This window comes from Pseudomonas sp. 5P_3.1_Bac2 (genome assembly GCF_025465995.1).
Lineage (GTDB): Bacteria > Pseudomonadota > Gammaproteobacteria > Pseudomonadales > Pseudomonadaceae > Aquipseudomonas.
Genome location: NZ_JANLNY010000024.1, coordinates 82,021 through 99,352 on the forward strand (window position 1 = coordinate 82,021; position 17,332 = coordinate 99,352).

16 protein-coding genes and 1 CRISPR repeat array are annotated in these 17,332 nt (G+C 59.1%); of the genes, 2 read left to right on the forward strand and 14 right to left on the reverse strand.

All coding sequences use genetic code 11. The features are described 5' to 3' along the window. Positions 1-21: 21 nt before the first annotated feature. The 4 genes from cas3f to NTD81_RS16030 form a co-directional block, all read right to left on the reverse strand. The gene (gene cas3f / locus NTD81_RS16015; RefSeq protein WP_262183649.1) at positions 22-3,423 is read right to left on the reverse strand and encodes a type I-F CRISPR-associated helicase Cas3f; all 3,402 of its coding nucleotides are present in this window, start codon (positions 3,421-3,423) and stop codon (positions 22-24) included. After that, positions 3,420-4,385, reverse strand: a complete 966-nt coding sequence (gene cas1f, locus NTD81_RS16020; protein WP_262183650.1) for a type I-F CRISPR-associated endonuclease Cas1f — start codon at positions 4,383-4,385, stop codon at positions 3,420-3,422. The genes cas3f and cas1f overlap by 4 nt, the downstream gene beginning before the upstream one ends. Positions 4,386-4,605: 220 nt before the next feature. Continuing rightward, a CRISPR array of direct repeats spans positions 4,606-6,253; the repeat unit is 28 nt; unit sequence GTTCACTGCCGAATAGGCAGCTCAGAAA. Between the two features lie 156 nt (positions 6,254-6,409). Beyond that, positions 6,410-6,640 carry a DUF1161 domain-containing protein gene (locus tag NTD81_RS16025; protein WP_262183651.1) on the reverse strand — a complete coding sequence of 77 codons (231 nt, stop codon included), beginning with the start codon at positions 6,638-6,640 and terminating at the stop codon, positions 6,410-6,412. Between the two features lie 55 nt (positions 6,641-6,695). Further along, positions 6,696-7,742 (reverse strand): aminopeptidase, encoded by a 1,047-nt coding sequence (locus NTD81_RS16030; RefSeq protein WP_262183652.1) that lies wholly within the window; start codon positions 7,740-7,742, stop codon positions 6,696-6,698. A 139-nt stretch (positions 7,743-7,881) separates the two neighbouring features. Here NTD81_RS16030 and NTD81_RS16035 point away from each other — a divergent pair, with 139 nt between their 5' ends. Further along, the gene (locus NTD81_RS16035) at positions 7,882-8,961 is read left to right on the forward strand and encodes an NAD(P)-dependent alcohol dehydrogenase (protein ID WP_262183653.1); all 1,080 of its coding nucleotides are present in this window, start codon (positions 7,882-7,884) and stop codon (positions 8,959-8,961) included. Positions 8,962-9,272: 311 nt separating this feature from the next. Here the strand turns inward: NTD81_RS16035 and NTD81_RS16040 are convergent, their stop codons facing one another. From NTD81_RS16040 to NTD81_RS16085, 10 genes are all read right to left on the reverse strand, one after another. Beyond that, positions 9,273-9,596 carry a DUF3392 domain-containing protein gene (locus tag NTD81_RS16040; RefSeq protein WP_262183654.1) on the reverse strand — a complete coding sequence of 108 codons (324 nt, stop codon included), beginning with the start codon at positions 9,594-9,596 and terminating at the stop codon, positions 9,273-9,275. 28 nt (positions 9,597-9,624) lie between these two features. After that, a complete protein-coding gene (gene hemW, locus NTD81_RS16045; protein WP_262183655.1) occupies positions 9,625-10,782 on the reverse strand; it encodes a radical SAM family heme chaperone HemW in 1,158 nt (385 codons plus the stop codon). Next, positions 10,779-11,375 carry an RdgB/HAM1 family non-canonical purine NTP pyrophosphatase gene (rdgB, locus tag NTD81_RS16050; protein WP_262183656.1) on the reverse strand — a complete coding sequence of 199 codons (597 nt, stop codon included), beginning with the start codon at positions 11,373-11,375 and terminating at the stop codon, positions 10,779-10,781. The genes hemW and rdgB overlap by 4 nt, the downstream gene beginning before the upstream one ends. Continuing rightward, positions 11,372-11,803, reverse strand: a complete 432-nt coding sequence (locus NTD81_RS16055) for a DUF4426 domain-containing protein (protein ID WP_262183657.1) — start codon at positions 11,801-11,803, stop codon at positions 11,372-11,374. The genes rdgB and NTD81_RS16055 overlap by 4 nt, the downstream gene beginning before the upstream one ends. 33 nt (positions 11,804-11,836) lie before the next feature. After that, positions 11,837-12,457: a methionine biosynthesis protein MetW gene (gene metW, locus NTD81_RS16060; RefSeq protein WP_262183658.1), complete on the reverse strand. Its 621-nt coding sequence runs from the start codon at positions 12,455-12,457 to the stop codon at positions 11,837-11,839. 2 nt (positions 12,458-12,459) lie between these two features. After that, positions 12,460-13,599 carry a homoserine O-acetyltransferase gene (locus NTD81_RS16065; protein ID WP_262183659.1) on the reverse strand — a complete coding sequence of 380 codons (1,140 nt, stop codon included), beginning with the start codon at positions 13,597-13,599 and terminating at the stop codon, positions 12,460-12,462. 155 nt (positions 13,600-13,754) lie between these two features. Further along, positions 13,755-14,054 carry a DUF167 family protein gene (locus NTD81_RS16070; RefSeq protein WP_262183660.1) on the reverse strand — a complete coding sequence of 100 codons (300 nt, stop codon included), beginning with the start codon at positions 14,052-14,054 and terminating at the stop codon, positions 13,755-13,757. Continuing rightward, the gene (locus tag NTD81_RS16075) at positions 14,054-14,644 is read right to left on the reverse strand and encodes a YggT family protein (RefSeq protein ID WP_262183661.1); all 591 of its coding nucleotides are present in this window, start codon (positions 14,642-14,644) and stop codon (positions 14,054-14,056) included. The genes NTD81_RS16070 and NTD81_RS16075 overlap by 1 nt, the downstream gene beginning before the upstream one ends. Positions 14,645-14,654: 10 nt before the next feature. After that, positions 14,655-15,473, reverse strand: coding sequence for a pyrroline-5-carboxylate reductase (proC, locus tag NTD81_RS16080; protein ID WP_262183662.1), 819 nt, complete (start codon positions 15,471-15,473; stop codon positions 14,655-14,657). 34 nt (positions 15,474-15,507) lie between these two features. After that, positions 15,508-16,206: a YggS family pyridoxal phosphate-dependent enzyme gene (locus NTD81_RS16085; protein ID WP_262183663.1), complete on the reverse strand. Its 699-nt coding sequence runs from the start codon at positions 16,204-16,206 to the stop codon at positions 15,508-15,510. Positions 16,207-16,269: 63 nt separating this feature from the next. Between NTD81_RS16085 and NTD81_RS16090 the strand changes: the two genes are divergently transcribed. Further along, entirely contained in the window at positions 16,270-17,304 is a 1,035-nt protein-coding gene (locus tag NTD81_RS16090) for a type IV pilus twitching motility protein PilT (RefSeq protein ID WP_262183664.1), read from the forward strand. The last annotated feature ends 28 nt before the right edge of the window (positions 17,305-17,332 follow it).

Genomic DNA, 17,332 nt, shown 5'->3' on the forward strand with positions numbered 1-17,332 from the left:
GGTAATGCTTCCTTCTTGTTATTACTTCTTTCTCCCAAACCCCAACTGCGGGTGATAGCGCCAGCCTTGTGTGTTGTTGATCAGGCTGACGGTGGTAAAGCGTTCTGCGCAGCGTTGCAGTGATAGGTCTTGTGCCTCGGCTTGCTCGTTGAGCAGCGTCAGCAGGTCGTCTTCGACCCAGTGCTTGATGCGTGGGCCTAGCTCAAGGTGCAGGGGTTCGAGCAGGCTTTGCGCGGTGACATAAAGTGCGGGTTTGGCCCGTGTGGCTTGTTCGTGGATACGGTGGGCGATGAGTCGTTGTTCGTCTTCGTCAGGCAAGAACACCAGCTCGGTTTCTTGCGTGGTTTGTTGGCGAAATGGTTGTTGCTGTGGCAGAACCCACGTCAGTGCCGCTTGGGCAAACTGCCAGGCGCAAGCAGCGTTGAGCGGCTGCTGCGTGCGCCCCGTGTCTTGTGCTGGAGCGGTTGGTGTTACCGGCAGCATTTGCGCAGTCATGCGCGCGTGTTCCAAATCCACCAAGCTGAGTTGAGGCTGCCAGTCTGCTGGCGGGCGTGGCTGAATGCGTGGCGTGGCGGAGATAGTGCTGTATTCAGCGCTTTGCAGAAGGTTGCCCAAGCGGCGTTTGTGCAACCGCCAAGGCGACTCGGTGAGCTTGCCCGGACTTTCAAAACCCGGATGGATAAACACCGCTTTGGGGTAGCCGTCGCTGGCTTTGTCCTGTTTGAAATAGCGCAGGTTGGTATCAAAAATCAGGATGTTGGGCGTCTGGCAGCTTTGGTTACGGTGGCGCTGTACACGTCCGGCCAGTTGGATCAGTGAGCGCATGGAGGACGGCTCAACCACGGCCCAGTCGTAGTCGTGATCGCGGCCTACTTCGGTTACGGGTGAGCCCAGCACCACAAAGAGTTGATGTTGCTGCGGGTTGCCGTCGATGGCGCGGCGAATCTCCGGAAGATCGTACACAGCCTGTGGCTTGCGGCGATTAAGGCAGGTGTCCAGACGGTTTTCGATGGCCGAGCGTTGCAGCAACGGGAAGCGCGAGTGATACACACATAGGTGAATCTGATGATTGTCGGGTGCGCCTAAACGCAGCAGTTCTTGCGCCACCTCGAACAGCGGTTCGATGTTGGCCATACGCACCAGACCAAAGCTGACCTGCTTGCCACTGTGTGGGCAGGTTTCGTGGTGGCGGCTATGGGCTTGGCCAATAGCCTTAAGCACTTCGCCAGCGAAGGCACGGCGTACGGCGGATTCTTGCTTGGCGCTGATTTGTAGCGGCAGTAGTTCACCGCAGCGTTTGGGGCCATCACGCTCAATACTCTGTGCCAGTGCTTGTACGCGGCGTTGCACAAAGGCCTCATGGGCGTGGCTAAAACTAGATGCATCGGCGAGTTGCTGGGGCTGCGCGGTAAATTCATCGAGCCACAGGCAGGCGATTGGCACAGGGCTGTCGCTGCCGCCGTACTGACCGCGATTACGCTGGTAATGCTGGCGCCCAGCCCGGTAAGCCTGAAACATGCCTTCCACCAAGGCCGGTGGCAGGGTCGCCGAGGACAGCAGCACGCGGCTGCCGAGCAGGCCGGCCCAATGCACTAAGCGGGTCAGGGCCGGTAAGTCGGCTAGGTCAAAATCATCCAGTTCATCGAGTACTAAATCACTGCTCATCAGGCGTAGCATCGGAGCAATTTGCCTGCCAGCGCGTTGCGCTTCGGTGGCGGGCATCAGGTGGTCGATGGTGCAGACCAACAAAGGTGCCGACAACAGCGAGCGGATGCGCTCGTCATGCATGGCTTTGGCGAGCAGCGGATGATCGGCGTGTTGACCTTCGTAAAGGACGTGACTGTCTTCTTCGAGCAGTTCTTGAATCGACTCCGAGCCGGTGTTCTGCGCTTGCTCCTGGTAATACTCAAACAGCGCGCGGCTGGCCGAGCCGCCCACGCGGATGGCCAGTTCGTCTTCGCTCAGGTGCAGGTCTTTGCGGTAGCTGTGCCCGGTTTGCTGGGTCAAGGTGCGCAGGCCCAAGGCAAAGGTGGCGCGCATGCCCTGTTGCGGGTCGGCCAGGGCATAGAGCACACGGGCGTTGGCCAAAGTTTTGCCGCAGCCTGTAGAGGCCATATTGACGATAAAAGCACCCTGTTCGGCAGCTTGTGCGCGCAGGCTGGTGGCGGCGTCAAAGGCTTTGTCTTGCCAACGAAAGCGTTCGTTATTGCTGCGCTTTTTTAAGCCACGATGGCGGGCGAGGCGCGGTAGGTAGCGTTCAAAACCGGGCAAACTATGGCAGAGGCTGCCGGCTAAGCGGGCGACACCGAGCAAGTGCTCATCCAGTGGTTGCTTGAGCTTGCCGTCGCGGTCGGTATTGGCGAACAGCTTGGGGTTGGTGTCACCCTTGATGCGCTCTGCGGACTTGGCGTCGAGGCTGGAGTAGTGATGGTCGGCCAGCATCAGGCACAGCCGGGCCAGATGCATGGCATAGGGATTGTCCAGCCAATCACTGTGGCGGGGTTTGTTATTTAAGGTCTGCAGGCGCACTGCCAGTTTTGCGGCCTGGGTGCGCCATTTGGGCAGCAGCACCGGCAGTTCATGGGCGAAGTCCCAATAGGGACTTATGCTGGCCTTGCTTGCCTGTTGTTTGATTTCATTCCAGGTGCTGTCCACGCTGTCCAGCAAGTTGCCTAGAGTCGAGGCGTTGAAATGATCGGCTTTTTTACCCAGCCATTGCTGTTGCAGGGTCATTGGATCGAGCACCGGCTTAACGGGTAAGCGGTGGTGCGTCACCACCAGCCAGGCGATGGCGGCTGCCAAAGGGGGGAGCCCTTTGAAGGGCGGCGGCGTGGCGGTGTCCAGTCCGTCACGCAGATAACGCTCTGTGGCCAGCCAAGTGGCGTCATCAACTGGGCTGGGGTTGGCTAGGCGGCTGAGCCAGGTGGTGTCGTCATCGTTACCGACAAAAGCCAGAAATAAACGCAGCGAGACCCACTCATGGCGGTACAGGTTTTTTTCATTATGTTGCCCGCGTAAGCGTTGCTGGAAGGCCACACTGGCCTTGCCGAGGTCGTGGAGCAGGGCCGCGAGCTGTGCCAGCAGCTTGATGTCTTCGCCCGTGTGCCAGTTGTTTTCATCGGCTTTGCGCAGCACATCGCGTTGGGTGCTGTTGGTGGGCACTGCACCTTGCTCGTTAAAGCGGCTGGCATCGCCGACCACCCACAGCAGTTCACTGTGATCCTTACCGTGTATCCAATGACAGGCCACGGCAGTATTACGGCGTGCGCTTTTGCGCAGCAATTTGCGTAGCGTATCCAGCCCTGCTTGGGTGATGGGGGTTTGCCAGGTGCGTTCGCCACGACGCTCGGCGAACTGGTCAAGAATGCGCCGGGTTTCCACCAGCGCGCGTTTTTCACATTGCGCGATGAGCAGGATATTCATTGACCGGTGCGCTCAGCGACGTCTTTGAGTGTATCGATCATAAAATCCAAGGCTTCGCTGCGCGTCAGATTCTCGATACAGGCTTGGCGAAACTCTTGTTCCTCATCACCGCGCACGGCACTGATAAAGGCTTGGGGCAAGATGGTGGCGTCTTTGATCAGGTCTGCCACGTCAAACACCAAGCCTCCTCGACGGGTTTTACCGTGCAGCACGGCTAAACCATGGGGGATGCCCAACACCCAGGTAGCGCTGGCGGCCAGGCCATAAGCCAAGTAGTTGCCATGGTCGAGAAAAGCATTGGCCGGGTCGCCACCGGTGCCGTTCTTGGCCCGCACAAATTCGCCGTAACCAGTGGCGCGGGCAGCCAGGGCAAACAGCTGCTTGCTTAAGCGCGCCTCTTCGGTGAGCAGATGGGTGTTATCGGGCAAGGTGTCTAGGGTCTTGAGCGAGGCGTCGAGGGCGCGCTCCAGTTCTGCAGCATCAATATTGAAGCCGGCATCGCGCAACGCGCGGCTCTGCCAGCTCTGGCGAATACGCTTGAGGCGGGCGCGCTGAAAGTGTTTGGCGGCGGCTAAGCGCAGGGCATCATCAAACCAAAAGCGCACCCAGTGTTGTAGGTACTCAGTGGGGCGGTATTCACTTTGCGGCGAGAACCAAGCGACTTCGATATCCACTTCATTAACGGAAAACAGCGGCGTCCCACCGCCGCCACAAAAGCCAACCAGCACGCCTGCTTTGGCCAGTTCACGCATGGCTGCTTGGGTAATCGAGGTGCCGGTGCCGAGCAAGATAGTGGTGGTATTGGCGATGGGGATATTCCAATACAGCGACTGTTTGCCAGCGTCGGTCACGTACTCAACCCGCCCGCCGTTAACCAGCACCCGACAGTGCTGTAGGTAGTAAAGATTGGCGCGCTTGGAGTGGAGAATCGACTTCAGGTCGCTGGCTTTAATATCTTCCATAACCGCTCCATAAATTCCGTCTTGATGGCAGTTTGCCTTCTTGAGGAAAGGAATGAAACGTAGCCGTTAGTACTAGTACTCGATTTTGCGACCCTCTTTTTAAAGTGATAAATCGAGTCTTGTTAAATCAACAACTTAGCTACAGGCTTGAAAAGAGGGTTAATGCCGTCTAATCGGCTGAGAGGCTTTGATAGCGCGGCTTTTGCGGGTAATGTCTCTAGTTCACTGCCGAATAGGCAGCTCAGAAATCAAAGCGGGCCTGACGGACGCACCTCCGGGAGTTCACTGCCGAATAGGCAGCTCAGAAATAATGTTCGTTGGCATTTGATCTCTCACTGTTGTTCACTGCCGAATAGGCAGCTCAGAAAAGCCGCCCGCCACCCCGGCCAGCAGGCAGACGGTTCACTGCCGAATAGGCAGCTCAGAAATTTTCTTTTTTGCTCGGGTAAGTCTTTTTCGGGTTCACTGCCGAATAGGCAGCTCAGAAAATCGTCCTGGTCATTGAGCCGCTGGCTTTTGAGTTCACTGCCGAATAGGCAGCTCAGAAATCAATGCGCGTCTCGACTTTGCTAATGCGCACGTTCACTGCCGAATAGGCAGCTCAGAAAAACCACCTGGCGTGAATAGCCAGGCCTGGCGCGTTCACTGCCGAATAGGCAGCTCAGAAAGTTCACCAAGATCGGCTCGGTAGCGCTCTAGCGTTCACTGCCGAATAGGCAGCTCAGAAAGGCCGCATAACCGATGCCCCAGGAGAAAACGGGTTCACTGCCGAATAGGCAGCTCAGAAAAGATGAACCTTGAATCTGGCGCTGAGTAATCGGTTCACTGCCGAATAGGCAGCTCAGAAAAGGAACTCTTCGATGATTTCATCGGTGGCGTTGTTCACTGCCGAATAGGCAGCTCAGAAACGCGACGCGGCCATTATGGGCGGTGCGTTCGAGTTCACTGCCGAATAGGCAGCTCAGAAAGGGTTGGTTGCAGTGGATCTTCAAGATCATTAGTTCACTGCCGAATAGGCAGCTCAGAAATCCGGCGGTATCACGGCCGTCGACCTGGCAAAGTTCACTGCCGAATAGGCAGCTCAGAAATGGTGGCGCCACGGCCATCGCGGCGATTGATGGTTCACTGCCGAATAGGCAGCTCAGAAAATTAAAAGCTTGGAAATCGGATCGCGACCACTGTTCACTGCCGAATAGGCAGCTCAGAAATGATAAAACAGCACGCGCAGTAACAGCGGAAAGTTCACTGCCGAATAGGCAGCTCAGAAATATTCCGGCTTGGTACAAGCGCCCTAATCACCGTTCACTGCCGAATAGGCAGCTCAGAAAAACGCATCGGTATCAATACCGGGAATCAGGCTGTTCACTGCCGAATAGGCAGCTCAGAAAATCGCGTGTAGTGGAGAAGCAGATCACGTTACGTTCACTGCCGAATAGGCAGCTCAGAAATGAAAGCGGGCAGGTAGGGGGCTCCGGCCCCCGTTCACTGCCGAATAGGCAGCTCAGAAAACCACCACGCTGAACTGCTTGCGCAGCGTCCAGTTCACTGCCGAATAGGCAGCTCAGAAAAAGACCCTCGCCAAACTGGCTAACCACGCTGCGTTCACTGCCGAATAGGCAGCTCAGAAATAGTGGTGCTAGGTCTGGCAACCCAAGGCATCGTTCACTGCCGAATAGGCAGCTCAGAAAACAAAAGACAACATGATGGCGCGCGTCTGGATGTTCACTGCCGAATAGGCAGCTCAGAAAGATAACGGCATTGGAGCCGTTAGTTACGGATAGTTCACTGCCGAATAGGCAGCTCAGAAATATTAGAGGGTGACGAATTGGGGGTCTGGGGTGTTCACTGCCGAATAGGCAGCTCAGAAACAATAGCGCTGCGTCACCAGTCGGATCTGCTCGTTCACTGCCGAATAGGCAGCCAGTGATTTTCCATAAGTAGCGATATGCGCTTTGCGGCTTAATTGGCCCGTGGGGCGGGGATAGGGCGGCAGGGGCGGGTCTGGGGACCCGCCTGGTTAACGCTTAGTTGTTGCGCTGATAGATGATCTTTTTCGTGCCGCCGTCGCAGCTGCCGACCACCATATTGGGGTCTTTGGCTTCGTCGTTGCTGACGACTTCGAGGGTGTAGCTGGCCACGCCGTTGGCTTGGATTTTCGCCTCGATTTCGGCGCGCAGTTCTTCGCAGGGTTTTGGCGCGGCCAAGGCGGCGCTGCTGACCAGGGTAAGCAGGGCAATAGGGATAAGTTTGTTCATGGTAAAGCTCCTTGAGTGAACAGTCCGACAGCCATATGGACTGGCTAGCATAGTGCTAAGTTCGAGGCGCGGCGGCCAGTTGGGCTAGCAGTTGCTGCCGCTCGGCAGGGGCTAACTGCGCTATCTCGCGCACTCGTTGATAGAAGTGCGGCCAACTGTGCTGCGTCTCGTCATACAGCCTAGCAAAAGCTGGAATCCACTGGTCGTAAAGTCCGAAGGGCAGCAGCTTGGCGTTGTTCAGCGGGCTGTATATCCAGCCATCAAAACGACCGTTTCCGCCCCATTGTTCATCCCTTAGTTGCTGGTATTGCTGGCGCAGGCGGGTGAACTCAGCCTGTTTAGCGCGGCGCTTAGCGGCCACCGATAAGGGTTGGGCGTAGACCGTGGTCAAGCGCGCGCGGGTGGCCAAAACCAGTTGGCTGAAAGCCTCACGCTGTTGGTCGGAATTATCCGAAGGGCTGGGCAAACCTTGGGCCTGGCGCCATTGGCGCAAGCCTTCACGCTCGACAAAGGTGGCGTAGGATTCGTTGAACGCGGTATCGCCTGGCAGATAAAACTGCTGGTGAGCCAGCTCATGGAAGATCACCGCCACCACGCGCTCGTCGCTCCAGCGCAGCATGGTGTTGAGCAGCGGGTCGTCGAACCAGCCCAGCGTGGAGTAAGCCTCGACGCCGCCGATGTAGGTGTCCAGCCCCTGCTGTTTCAGCAGCGCGGCAGCACCGCGGGCGCGGCCTTGTTGATAAAAACCGCGATAGGCGACGCAGCCGGCAATGGGGAAGCAGTGCAGCTGTGGCTCGAGGGAAAACTCCTCGGTGGCGAACACGTTCCACACCACAAAGGGCCGCTTGATATCGGCGTATAGGCGATAGCTGCGGTTATCCGGCAGGCTTAATTGGCTGCTGGCGAAGTCCCGCGCTTGTTGGGTCAGGGCTAAACGCTGCTTAAGCGGGGCGGCGGTGTGCGCGTCAGTCAGTAACGCACTGACCGGCTGGCGCGCATTGAGCAGTTGCAGTTGGCCACGGGCGAGCTGGCTGTAGTAATCCAGCGTGCTGCAGGCACTGAGCAACAAGGCGGTGGTTAAGGTGAGGAGCAAACGCAGCATGCTGTGGTGCCTAAGGTGGACGCAGAGGGTCAATCTATCAAATTGTCGTGGGCGCGGTGGCGCAGAGTTGATGCAGGGCAAGGTCTGTCTGCTGCGCCAGGCATAGACTGCGCAGACTTGCTGACCCTATGAGACTTTGTTGATGGCCATGATGAAAGCGGCGGTGTTTGTTGAGCCGGGACGTATTGAGTTAATCGATAAGCCGATCCCTGAAGTGGGCCCCAACGATGCGTTGGTGCGCATCACCACCACGACCATCTGCGGCACCGATGTGCATATCCTCAAAGGTGAGTACCCGGTGGCCAAGGGGCTTACCATCGGTCATGAGCCGGTGGGGGTGATCGAGAAGCTTGGCAGCAATGTGCAGGGCTATCAGGAAGGGCAGCGGGTGATTGCCGGGGCGATCTGCCCGAGCTTTAGTTCCTACGCCAGCCAAGATGGTTTGGGCTCGCAGGATGGCGGTTGCAGTTGCCACGGCTATAAGCCCATGGGCGGCTGGCGCTTCGGCAACAGCATCGACGGCACCCAGGCCGAATATGTGCTGGTGCCCGATGCCCAGGGCAACCTGGCACCGGTGCCGGATGGCCTCACTGATGAACAGGTGCTGATGTGTCCGGACATCATGTCCACCGGTTTTGCTGGCGCCGAGCAGGCCAATATCAAGATTGGTGACATTGTTGCGGTATTTGCCCAAGGCCCGATTGGCCTGTGCGCCACCGCCGGGGCCAAGCTGCGCGGGGCGAGCCTGATTATCGTGGTCGACGGCGTGAATCAGCGCTTAGAGATCGCCAAGCAGATGGGCGCGGACATCACCCTCAACTTCAATGAAGTGGATGTGGTGGCGGAGATTCTGCGCTTAACCGGCGGCCGTGGCGTGGATGCTTCGATTGAGGCGCTGGGTTTGCAGTCGACTTTTGAAAGTGCGCTGCGTGTGCTGAAACCGGGCGGTACGTTATCCAGTTTGGGTGTGTATTCCACCGATTTGGTGATCCCGCTCAGCGCCTTTCATGCAGGCTTAGGCGACAACAAGATCATTACCTCACTGTGCCCAGGTGGTAAGGAGCGCATGCGCCGTTTGATGAGCGTGGTGGCCAGCGGACGCATGGACTTCTCGGCGTTGGTCACCCACCAGTTTGGCCTTGAGCAAATCACGGAGGCCTATGACTTGTTTGCCAATCAGCGTGATGGGGTGCTGAAGGTGGCGATTAAGCCGTTTTAGGCGGGGGGTTGTGGTGGGGCTGGGATGTGGGCTGCGCCCCCGGATTACGCCCGCTGCGCGGGCTAATCCGGGCTACGGCGGGGGTGGATTGTGGTGGGGCTTGGATGTGGGCTGCGGCCCCGGATTACGCTCGCTGCGTGGGCTAATCCAGGCCACGGCGGGGGTGGATTTTGGTGGGGCTTAGATGTGGGCTGGCCCCCGGATTACGCCCGCTGTGCGGGCTAATCCGGGTTACGACGGGGGTGGATTGTGGTGGGGCTGGGATGTGGGCTGCGCCCCCGGATTACGCCCGCTGCGCGGGCTAATCCAGGCTACGAGCGGTCGGCGAGGATGCCGATGATGCAGAACACTAGGATCAGCACCGGGGCTAGGGTGAAGTTGTTGAAGTAGCCCAAGGCCTGCGCCAGGTAAGGGGTGGCGTAGACGATCAGCAGGCCGTAGCCGATGGCGCAGAGCAGGACGAAGATCAGGGTGCGGAAAATAAAGTTGAGGCTGGCGGTGTTGCGCTGCACCCAAGCATTAATAGCCGGGCCGATCAGCACCAGCAAGCTGGCGATGATGGCTAAGGAAATATCGTTAAGGTGACTGCGGCTCCAGCGTGAAAGCGTGACGATCAGGTCGAGTAGCAGGTCCATCCGGTTTCCTTAGTGCGTGGTTGGGGGCTCAGGGTAAAAACAATTGCAGCAAATCGTTTAAGAACAACTGGCCTTTGTCCGTGGCGCATAAACGGGCCGGGTCAGCGTGCAGCAGGCCGCGTTGTTCAGCCTGGCGGCGCGCCTCGGCCAGTTGGCTCAAGGGCAGGCCAGTGCGTGCAGTGAACAGGCTGGCCGCGACGCCGTCCGTGAGGCGCAGCACATTCATCAGAAATTCAAAGGGCAGCTCGTCCACGCTCAATAGGCGCTCGCCGTTGCTGCGTTTGTTCTGTGCCAGATAATCCTTCGGCAGGCGCGTTTTCCAGGTACGTGCAATGCTGCCATCGGGCTGGCTGACTTTGCCATGGGCGCCGGCGCCAATCCCTAAGAAGTCGCCGAAGGTCCAATAGTTCAGATTATGTCGCGCAGCCTTGCCCGCTTGGGCATAGGCCGACACCTCGTATTGGCCGTAACCCTCGGCGGCCAGCAGGGCCTGGCCGGCCTCTTGGATGTCCCAGAGGATGTCGTCTTCCGGCACTTGCGGGGGCTGGTTCCAGAACACCGTGTTGGGTTCGACGGTCAGCTGATACCAGGATAGATGCGTTGGCTGTTGGGCGATGGCGGTGCGCAGGTCGCTTAACGCATCGTCAATCGACTGCTCGGGCAGGCCGTGCATCAAATCCAGATTGAAGTTATCGAAGCCAGCGGCGCGGGCCATATCGGCGGCGCGTACGGCTTCGTCGCCATCGTGGATGCGGCCCAGGGCTTTGAGTTTTTCTGCCTGAAAGCTCTGCACGCCAATCGACAGGCGATTGATGCCTAAGCGGCGGTAATCGCGAAACTTAGCCTGCTCGAAGGTACCGGGGTTGGCTTCCAGGGTGATCTCGATGTCGTCGGCAAAGCCGGCGCGCTGCTCCACCCCGGCGAGCAAGCGGCCCAGGGCTTTGGCGGAGAACAAACTGGGTGTGCCGCCGCCGAAAAAGATCGAGCTGAGTTTACGCCCATGGGCGTGGCGCAGGTCGTGGTCAAGGTCAGCCAACAGCGCGTCGACGTACTCTTCTTCGGGCAAATTCGGCCCGGCGGCGTGGGAGTTAAAGTCGCAGTAGGGGCACTTCTTCACGCACCACGGGATGTGGATATACAGCGCCAGAGGTGGCAAGACGAACTGAGCTGGCGCTGCGAGGGTCATGCCAACCCCAGGCGTTGTTTGAGCAAGGCCATGGCGCGGGCGCGATGGCTGATCTGGTTCTTCTCGGCGCTGGGCAATTCAGCACTGGAGCAGTTGCGCTCAGCCACCCAGAACAGCGGGTCGTAACCGAAACCGTGTTCGCCACGGGCGGCGTGGAGGATCTGCCCGTGCCAGAGGCCTTCGCAGATGATCGGCAGTGGGTCGTCGGCGTGCCGTACCAAGGCCAGGCAGCAGACAAACTGCGCGCCGCGCTGGGCATCCGGGACGTCTTTCAGGGCTTCCAATAGCTTGGCGTTATTCGCCGCGTCGCCTTGGCCATCGGCATAGCGCGCCGAGTAGATGCCTGGGGCGCCGCCTAAAAAATCCACGGCCAGACCAGAGTCGTCGGCCAGCGCCGGCAAGCCGGACAGGCGTGCCGCATTGCGTGCCTTGAGGATGGCGTTCTCGATAAACGACAGGCCGGTTTCCTCCGGCTCCTCCAGGGAGAACTCCGCCACCGAGCGCACCTGCACGCTGCCGCCGAGCATAGCTTGCAGCTCTTTGAGTTTGCCGGCGTTGTGGCTGGCGAGGACGAGTTGGCTAAAGGGCATCATTGGTCGGGGAACACTTCTTGGTTGAATTCGAAGCTATGGCTTTCGCCACCCGCCACGCTGACGTTAATGGTGAAACGCAGTTGCTCGTGGTGGGTGATGGGGAACTGGGCCAGGTAGTAAATCGCCTCGCCTTCAGTCACCTGACGAAAGCTCAGGGGCTGCTCGCGGCTGGCTAGGTCCTTGATCTGGCCTGAAACATTGGCGGTGCTGGCCTTGCCGGCTTTAAGCACCGCGATGTTCAGCACGCCTTGGTTTTTGCTGCGCACCAGCTCTTTGGCGGCGGCGATATCAGGCTGCAAAAAGCTGGAGTTAAAGGCGCTGTAGTGCACCTCAAGGTCAGCAAAGCTGACTTTACGTTCGGCCAGCGCCGGCAGGCTAAGGCCCAGACATAAGCCGAGGCTGAGCAGGATTTTGGCGAAGCGGGACATGGTTATCTCCTCAAGCAAAACCAGTGGGGCCGATCAGGTGGCGATCTGCACGTCGCTGGCTGTGGTGCCGCTGATGCGGTAAATGCCGATTTCACCGAGCAGATTCGGCCAGGCGCGACTGGCCCAGCCATGCCGATGTTTACGGTCTACCGCTAAGCGATCGATGATTTTTGCGCCTTGGTCGTGGCACAGGTTCTCGAAGTCTTCGAAGGTGCAAAAGTGGATGTTCGGCGTGTTGAACCAGGTATACGGCAGGAAGTCCGACACTGGCATGCGGCCCTTGGTGGTCAGGTACCAGCGGCAGCGCCAATGGCCAAAGTTGGGGAAAGTGATGATGCAGGTCTTACCCACCCGCAGCATTTCCGCCAGAACTTTGTCCGGGTAGTTCAGCGCTTGCAGCGACTGGGTCATGACCACCACATCGAAGCTGTTGCTGGCGAAGTTGCCCAGGCCGTTGTCGAGGTTCTGCTCGATCACGTTGACGCCTTTGGCCACGCACTGGGCGATGTTATCGGCATCGATCTCCAGACCGTAGCCGCTGACCTGACGGTTTTCGCTGAGCCAGGCGAGCAATTCGCCGTTGCCGCAACCTAAGTCGAGGACGCGGCTGCCAGTGGGAATCCACTGTTGAATGATTTCCAAATCCGCGCGCATGGCTACACCTTAATCCTTTGCATATAACTGCTGAAACCCTGCTGGTAGCGGGCAATCGGCATGAGGAAGGCGTCGTGACCTTGTGGCGCGTCGATCTCCAGATAGCAGACGTTCTTGCGCGCGGCGGTCAGCGCATCGACGATTTCCCGCGAGCGTGCCGGCGAGAAGCGCCAGTCGGTGGTGAACGAGATCACGCAGAAGTCCGCCTTGACCCCGGCCAACGTCTTGGCCAGGTCGCCGTGATGGGCCGCCGCCGGGTCGTAGTAGTCCAGCGCCTTGGTCATCAGCAAATAGGTGTTGGCATCAAAGCGCGTGGAGAACTCTTCACCCTGATAGCGCAGGTAGCTTTCGACCTGGAACTCAACGCTGTGGAAGTCGTAGTTGAGTTTGTCGCTCTTAAGCCCCCGGCCGAATTTCTCGCCCATGGCGTCATCGGACAGGTAGGTGATATGGCCGACCATGCGCGCCAGCATCAGGCCGCGCTTGGGGATCTCGCCCTGTTCCTGGAAGTGCCCGCCATGGAACTGCGGGTCGGTGAGAATGGCCTGGCGCGCCACCTCGTTAAAGGCGATGTTTTGCGCCGACAGCTTGGGCGCCGAGGCGATGGCCACACAGTGGCGCACGCGCTCTGGGTAGCTGATGGTCCACTGCATGGCCTGCATGCCGCCTAAGCTGCCGCCAATCACTGCGGCCCATTGCTCGATGCCCAGGGCATCGGCCAGCCGCGCCTGGCTGTGCACCCAGTCTTCCACGGTCAGGACCGGGAAGTCGGCGCCAAAGGGCTTGCCGGTCGCCGGGTTGATGCTGCTGGGACCGGTGGAGCCATTGCAGCCGCCCAGGTTATTCAGGCTGACGACAAAGAACTTATTGGTGTCGATGGGCTTGCCCGGGCCGATATAGCTGTCCCACCAGCCGGGCTTGCGCTCATCGGCGCTGTGGTAGCCGGCGGCGTGATGGTGACCGGACAGGGCATGGCAAATCAGCACCGCATTACTGCGTGCGGCGTTGAGTTGCCCGTAGGTTTCATAAACCAGTTGGTAATCAGCCAGGCTGCGCCCGCTAGCCAGCGCTAGCGGCTCGGCAAAGTGCAGCACCTGGGGAGTTACCAAGCCAACAGAGTCGTGAGGAAAGGCAGTCGGCATCGACCTGCTCGCAATAGAAAGGGATTGAGGATCAAAGGCGCAGTCTAAAGAGCGCAGGGTAGCCCGGCAAGCATACCGCTCAGTGGATGACTAAGCGTCGCAGCGGCAGGGCTGCTGCGGGCGGCTGGCTAGGGCGCGGCGCAGCGTGGGCGAAGTTACAGCGGCGCTGGCAGCAGCGCCTGCAATTCAGCGGGGATGCTGCCGGGATTTTTGATCCGCACGCGCTTTTGCCGGCTTTGCAGACCGCTTTCCAGTTGCACCTGGGATTTGGCCACGGCAAAGCTGGCAGCGAGGAAGGCTTGCAGCATGGTGTTGGCCTTGCCGTCGACCGGCGGCGCGCTGAGCCGAATCTTCAGGCGCTCGCCATGCAGCCCGGCGAACTCGTCGCGGCTGGCTTTGGGCTGCAGGTGGCAGTCGAGGATCAGGTCGTCGCCGTCACGCCGTAAAAAACTCATTACAGCGCCAGGCTTAGGCCTTTGAGCATGCCGGTCATCACCGCCAGGTTGTTGATCACCAGCATGTCGATCAGGTTAAGGATCAAAAACGCCACAATCGGCGACAGATCCAGCCCGCCCAGGTTGGGCAGGATGCGCCGGATCGGCGCCAGCAGCGGCTCACAGATTTGCTGCACGAGCATGGCAGTCGGGTTGCTGGTGCCTTGGGCGACCCAAGACAAAATCACGCTGATGATCAAGGCGAAGAAGAACACCTTAAGGAACAGCGCCGTCACGGCGATGATCGACCAGATCAGCAGTTGCACCGGGTTGAGCATGCCGTAGCCGTAAAGCATCAGGATCAGCGCCATCAGCACCATTTGCACGAGGATGGCCAGTACCAGCGAGGCCAGATCGAGGCCGCCGATGCTGGGGATGATCTTGCGCAGCGGGCGCAGCAGCGGATGGGTAGCGCGGACGATAAATTGGCTGACGGGGTTATAAAAATCCGCCCGCACCAGTTGCAGGATAAAACGCAGTAAGACGATCAGCAGGTACAGGCTGCCGATGGTTTGCAGAACATAGATCGCTGCGGTGTTCAGTCCGGTCATGACACGTCCTCTATTGACCCAGTTGTTCTGCTAGCTCGGCAGAGCGCTCGGCGGCGGCATTCAATGCCTGCGCAACCAGAGCTTCAAAGCCGCCAGCTTGGAAAGTTTTAATCGCAGCCTCGGTGGTGCCTGCAGGTGAGGTGACGCGGCGGCGCAGCTCACTGGCCTCCACATCGCTGGCTACGGCCATACGGGCGGCGCCCAAGGCGGTTTGCAGGGTCAGCTGGGCGGCGGTGGCACGCGGCAGGCCCAGTTGCTCGCCGGCGGCGGTCATGGCTTCGATCAGCAGGAAGAAATACGCCGGGCCACTGCCTGAGACGGCAGTAACGGCGTCGATCAGCTGCTCTTCTTCCAACCACAGCGCCAGGCCGACGGCGCTGAGCAGTTGTTCGGCTTGCGCGCGTTGTGCCGCGGACACTCGAGCGTTGGCGTACAGACCGCTGACGCCTTCACGCACCAGGGATGGGGTGTTGGGCATGCAGCGCACGATGGCGCTGTCGCCCAGCCAGTTGGTTAGGCTGGCGCAACTGATGCCGGCGGCGATGGAGACGATTAACTGCTGAGGGCCGATATGCTTGGCCAGGTCCAGGCAGACCTCTTTCATCCCCTGCGGTTTAACGGCGAGGACGATGACATCGGCGCCCTGGATGGCTTCGACGTTGTCAGCAAAGGTACGAATGCCATGTTCCTGGCTGATCTTGTCGCGCTGCTCAGCGGTGCGGTCGCTGGCGCTGATCTGGCTAGTGCTGACGCCTTGGGCGAGGAGGCCGCCAATCAGGCTGGTGGCCATATTGCCGGCCCCGATAAAGGCAATGCGTGGGGTAGTCATAAAAGCTTCCTTAGTCAGACTTAGCCAATTGAATTCAGGTTGAGGGGTAATCACGCGCACCAAACAGTGCAGTCCCAATGCGCACCCACGTGGCACCTTCGGCGATGGCCGCCTCCAGGTCATGGCTCATGCCCATGGACAAAGTATCCAAGCCCAGGTTCAGCTCAGCATTCAGACCGTCCTGCAGGTTACGCAGGCGGGCGAAGGCGGCATGCTGGGCAGCGACGTCCTCAGTCGGCTCGGGGATTGTCATTAATCCGCGCAGGCGGATGTTGGGCAGTTGTGTAACAGCCTGTGCCAAGGCCGGCAGTTCTTCCGCCGCGCAGCCGGATTTGCTGGCTTCACCACTTACATTCACTTGTAGGCAAATATTCAGTGGCGGCAAGTCGCTGGGGCGCTGCGCCGACAGACGTTGGGCGATTTTTAAGCGGTCGACCGAGTGCACCCAGGAGAAGTGCTCCGCGATGGGTTTGGTCTTATTCGACTGGATCGGCCCAATGAAATGCCAGACCAAGGGCAGGTCATTGAGCAGTTGCTGTTTATCCAGCGCTTCTTGCAGATAGTTTTCGCCGAAGTCGCTCAAGCCTGCGGCATAGGCATCACGCACTGCCGCCGCGGGTTTGGTTTTACTGACTGCTAACAGGCCGATAGTGGCAGATTGTCTCGCCGAGGCTTGAGCCGCCTCACGTATCCGCACTCCGACCTTTGCAATATTAATTGCTATCGTGGACATTACTTGCGCCCGCCGCCTAGGTATCGCGGCATTCTACCTGCTTGTTTACCATTAGGGAGTCCCATGGATATCACTGAGTTGCTGGCCTTCAGCGCCAAACAAGGTGCATCGGACCTGCATCTTTCCGCAGGTTTGCCGCCGATGATCCGGGTTGATGGTGATGTTCGGCGGATCAACTTGCCAGCCCTGGACCACAAGCAGGTGCACGCGCTGATCTACGACATCATGAATGACAAGCAGCGTAAGGATTTCGAAGAATTCCTGGAAACCGACTTCTCCTTTGAGGTGCCGGGGGTGGCGCGCTTCCGGGTCAACGCCTTTAACCAGAACCGGGGTTGCGGTGCGGTGTTCCGTACCATTCCGTCGAAAGTGCTGAGCATGGACGATCTGGGCATGGGCGAGATCTTCCGCAAGATCGCCGATGTACCGCGCGGCTTGGTGCTGGTCACCGGCCCGACCGGTTCGGGCAAGTCGACCACCTTGGCGGCCATGCTCGACTACATCAACAGCAATAAGTACCACCACATTCTTACCGTGGAAGACCCTATCGAGTTCGTCCACGAATCGAAGAAATGCCTGATCAACCAGCGTGAAGTCCACCGCGATACCTTGGGTTTCAGCGAAGCCCTGCGTTCGGCGCTGCGGGAAGACCCGGACATCATCCTGGTGGGTGAAATGCGTGACCTGGAAACCATCCGTCTGGCCCTGACCGCTGCGGAAACCGGGCACTTGGTGTTCGGCACCCTGCACACCACCTCAGCCGCCAAGACCATCGACCGCGTGGTCGACGTGTTCCCCGCGGAAGAGAAGTCGATGGTCCGCTCCATGCTCTCGGAGTCGTTGCAGTCGGTGATTTCCCAGACCCTGCTGAAGAAAGTCGGCGGCGGTCGGGTCGCGGCCCACGAGATCATGATCGGCACCCCGGCGATCCGTAACCTGATCCGCGAAGACAAAGTGGCGCAGATGTATTCGGCGATTCAAACCGGCGGCGCCCTCGGCATGCAAACCCTCGATGCATGCCTTAAAGGCTTGGTCACCAAGGGCGTAGTGACCCGTGATGCGGCCCGGGAAAAGGCCAAAGCGCCAGAAAACTTCTAAGCCAAATAATAAGCGTCAGGCTGGCCAC

Bases quoted from the DNA above. Each gene is read 5' to 3' on its own strand.
- cas1f (WP_262183650.1), bottom strand. From the start codon at position 4,385: ATGGAAGATATTAAAGCCAGCGACCTGAAGTCGATTCTCCACTCCAAG.
- NTD81_RS16085 (WP_262183663.1), bottom strand. From the start codon at position 16,206: ATGTCCACGATAGCAATTAATATTGCAAAGGTCGGAGTGCGGATACGT.
- NTD81_RS16090 (WP_262183664.1), top strand. From the start codon at position 16,270: ATGGATATCACTGAGTTGCTGGCCTTCAGCGCCAAACAAGGTGCATCG.
- metW (WP_262183658.1), bottom strand. From the start codon at position 12,457: ATGCGCGCGGATTTGGAAATCATTCAACAGTGGATTCCCACTGGCAGC.
- hemW (WP_262183655.1), bottom strand. From the start codon at position 10,782: ATGACCCTCGCAGCGCCAGCTCAGTTCGTCTTGCCACCTCTGGCGCTG.
- NTD81_RS16075 (WP_262183661.1), bottom strand. From the start codon at position 14,644: ATGACCGGACTGAACACCGCAGCGATCTATGTTCTGCAAACCATCGGC.
- proC (WP_262183662.1), bottom strand. From the start codon at position 15,473: ATGACTACCCCACGCATTGCCTTTATCGGGGCCGGCAATATGGCCACC.
- rdgB (WP_262183656.1), bottom strand. From the start codon at position 11,375: ATGATGCCCTTTAGCCAACTCGTCCTCGCCAGCCACAACGCCGGCAAA.
- NTD81_RS16055 (WP_262183657.1), bottom strand. From the start codon at position 11,803: ATGTCCCGCTTCGCCAAAATCCTGCTCAGCCTCGGCTTATGTCTGGGC.
- NTD81_RS16065 (WP_262183659.1), bottom strand. From the start codon at position 13,599: ATGCCGACTGCCTTTCCTCACGACTCTGTTGGCTTGGTAACTCCCCAG.
- cas3f (WP_262183649.1), bottom strand. From the start codon at position 3,423: ATGAATATCCTGCTCATCGCGCAATGTGAAAAACGCGCGCTGGTGGAA.
- NTD81_RS16070 (WP_262183660.1), bottom strand. From the start codon at position 14,054: ATGAGTTTTTTACGGCGTGACGGCGACGACCTGATCCTCGACTGCCAC.
- NTD81_RS16025 (WP_262183651.1), bottom strand. From the start codon at position 6,640: ATGAACAAACTTATCCCTATTGCCCTGCTTACCCTGGTCAGCAGCGCC.
- NTD81_RS16030 (WP_262183652.1), bottom strand. From the start codon at position 7,742: ATGCTGCGTTTGCTCCTCACCTTAACCACCGCCTTGTTGCTCAGTGCC.
- NTD81_RS16040 (WP_262183654.1), bottom strand. From the start codon at position 9,596: ATGGACCTGCTACTCGACCTGATCGTCACGCTTTCACGCTGGAGCCGC.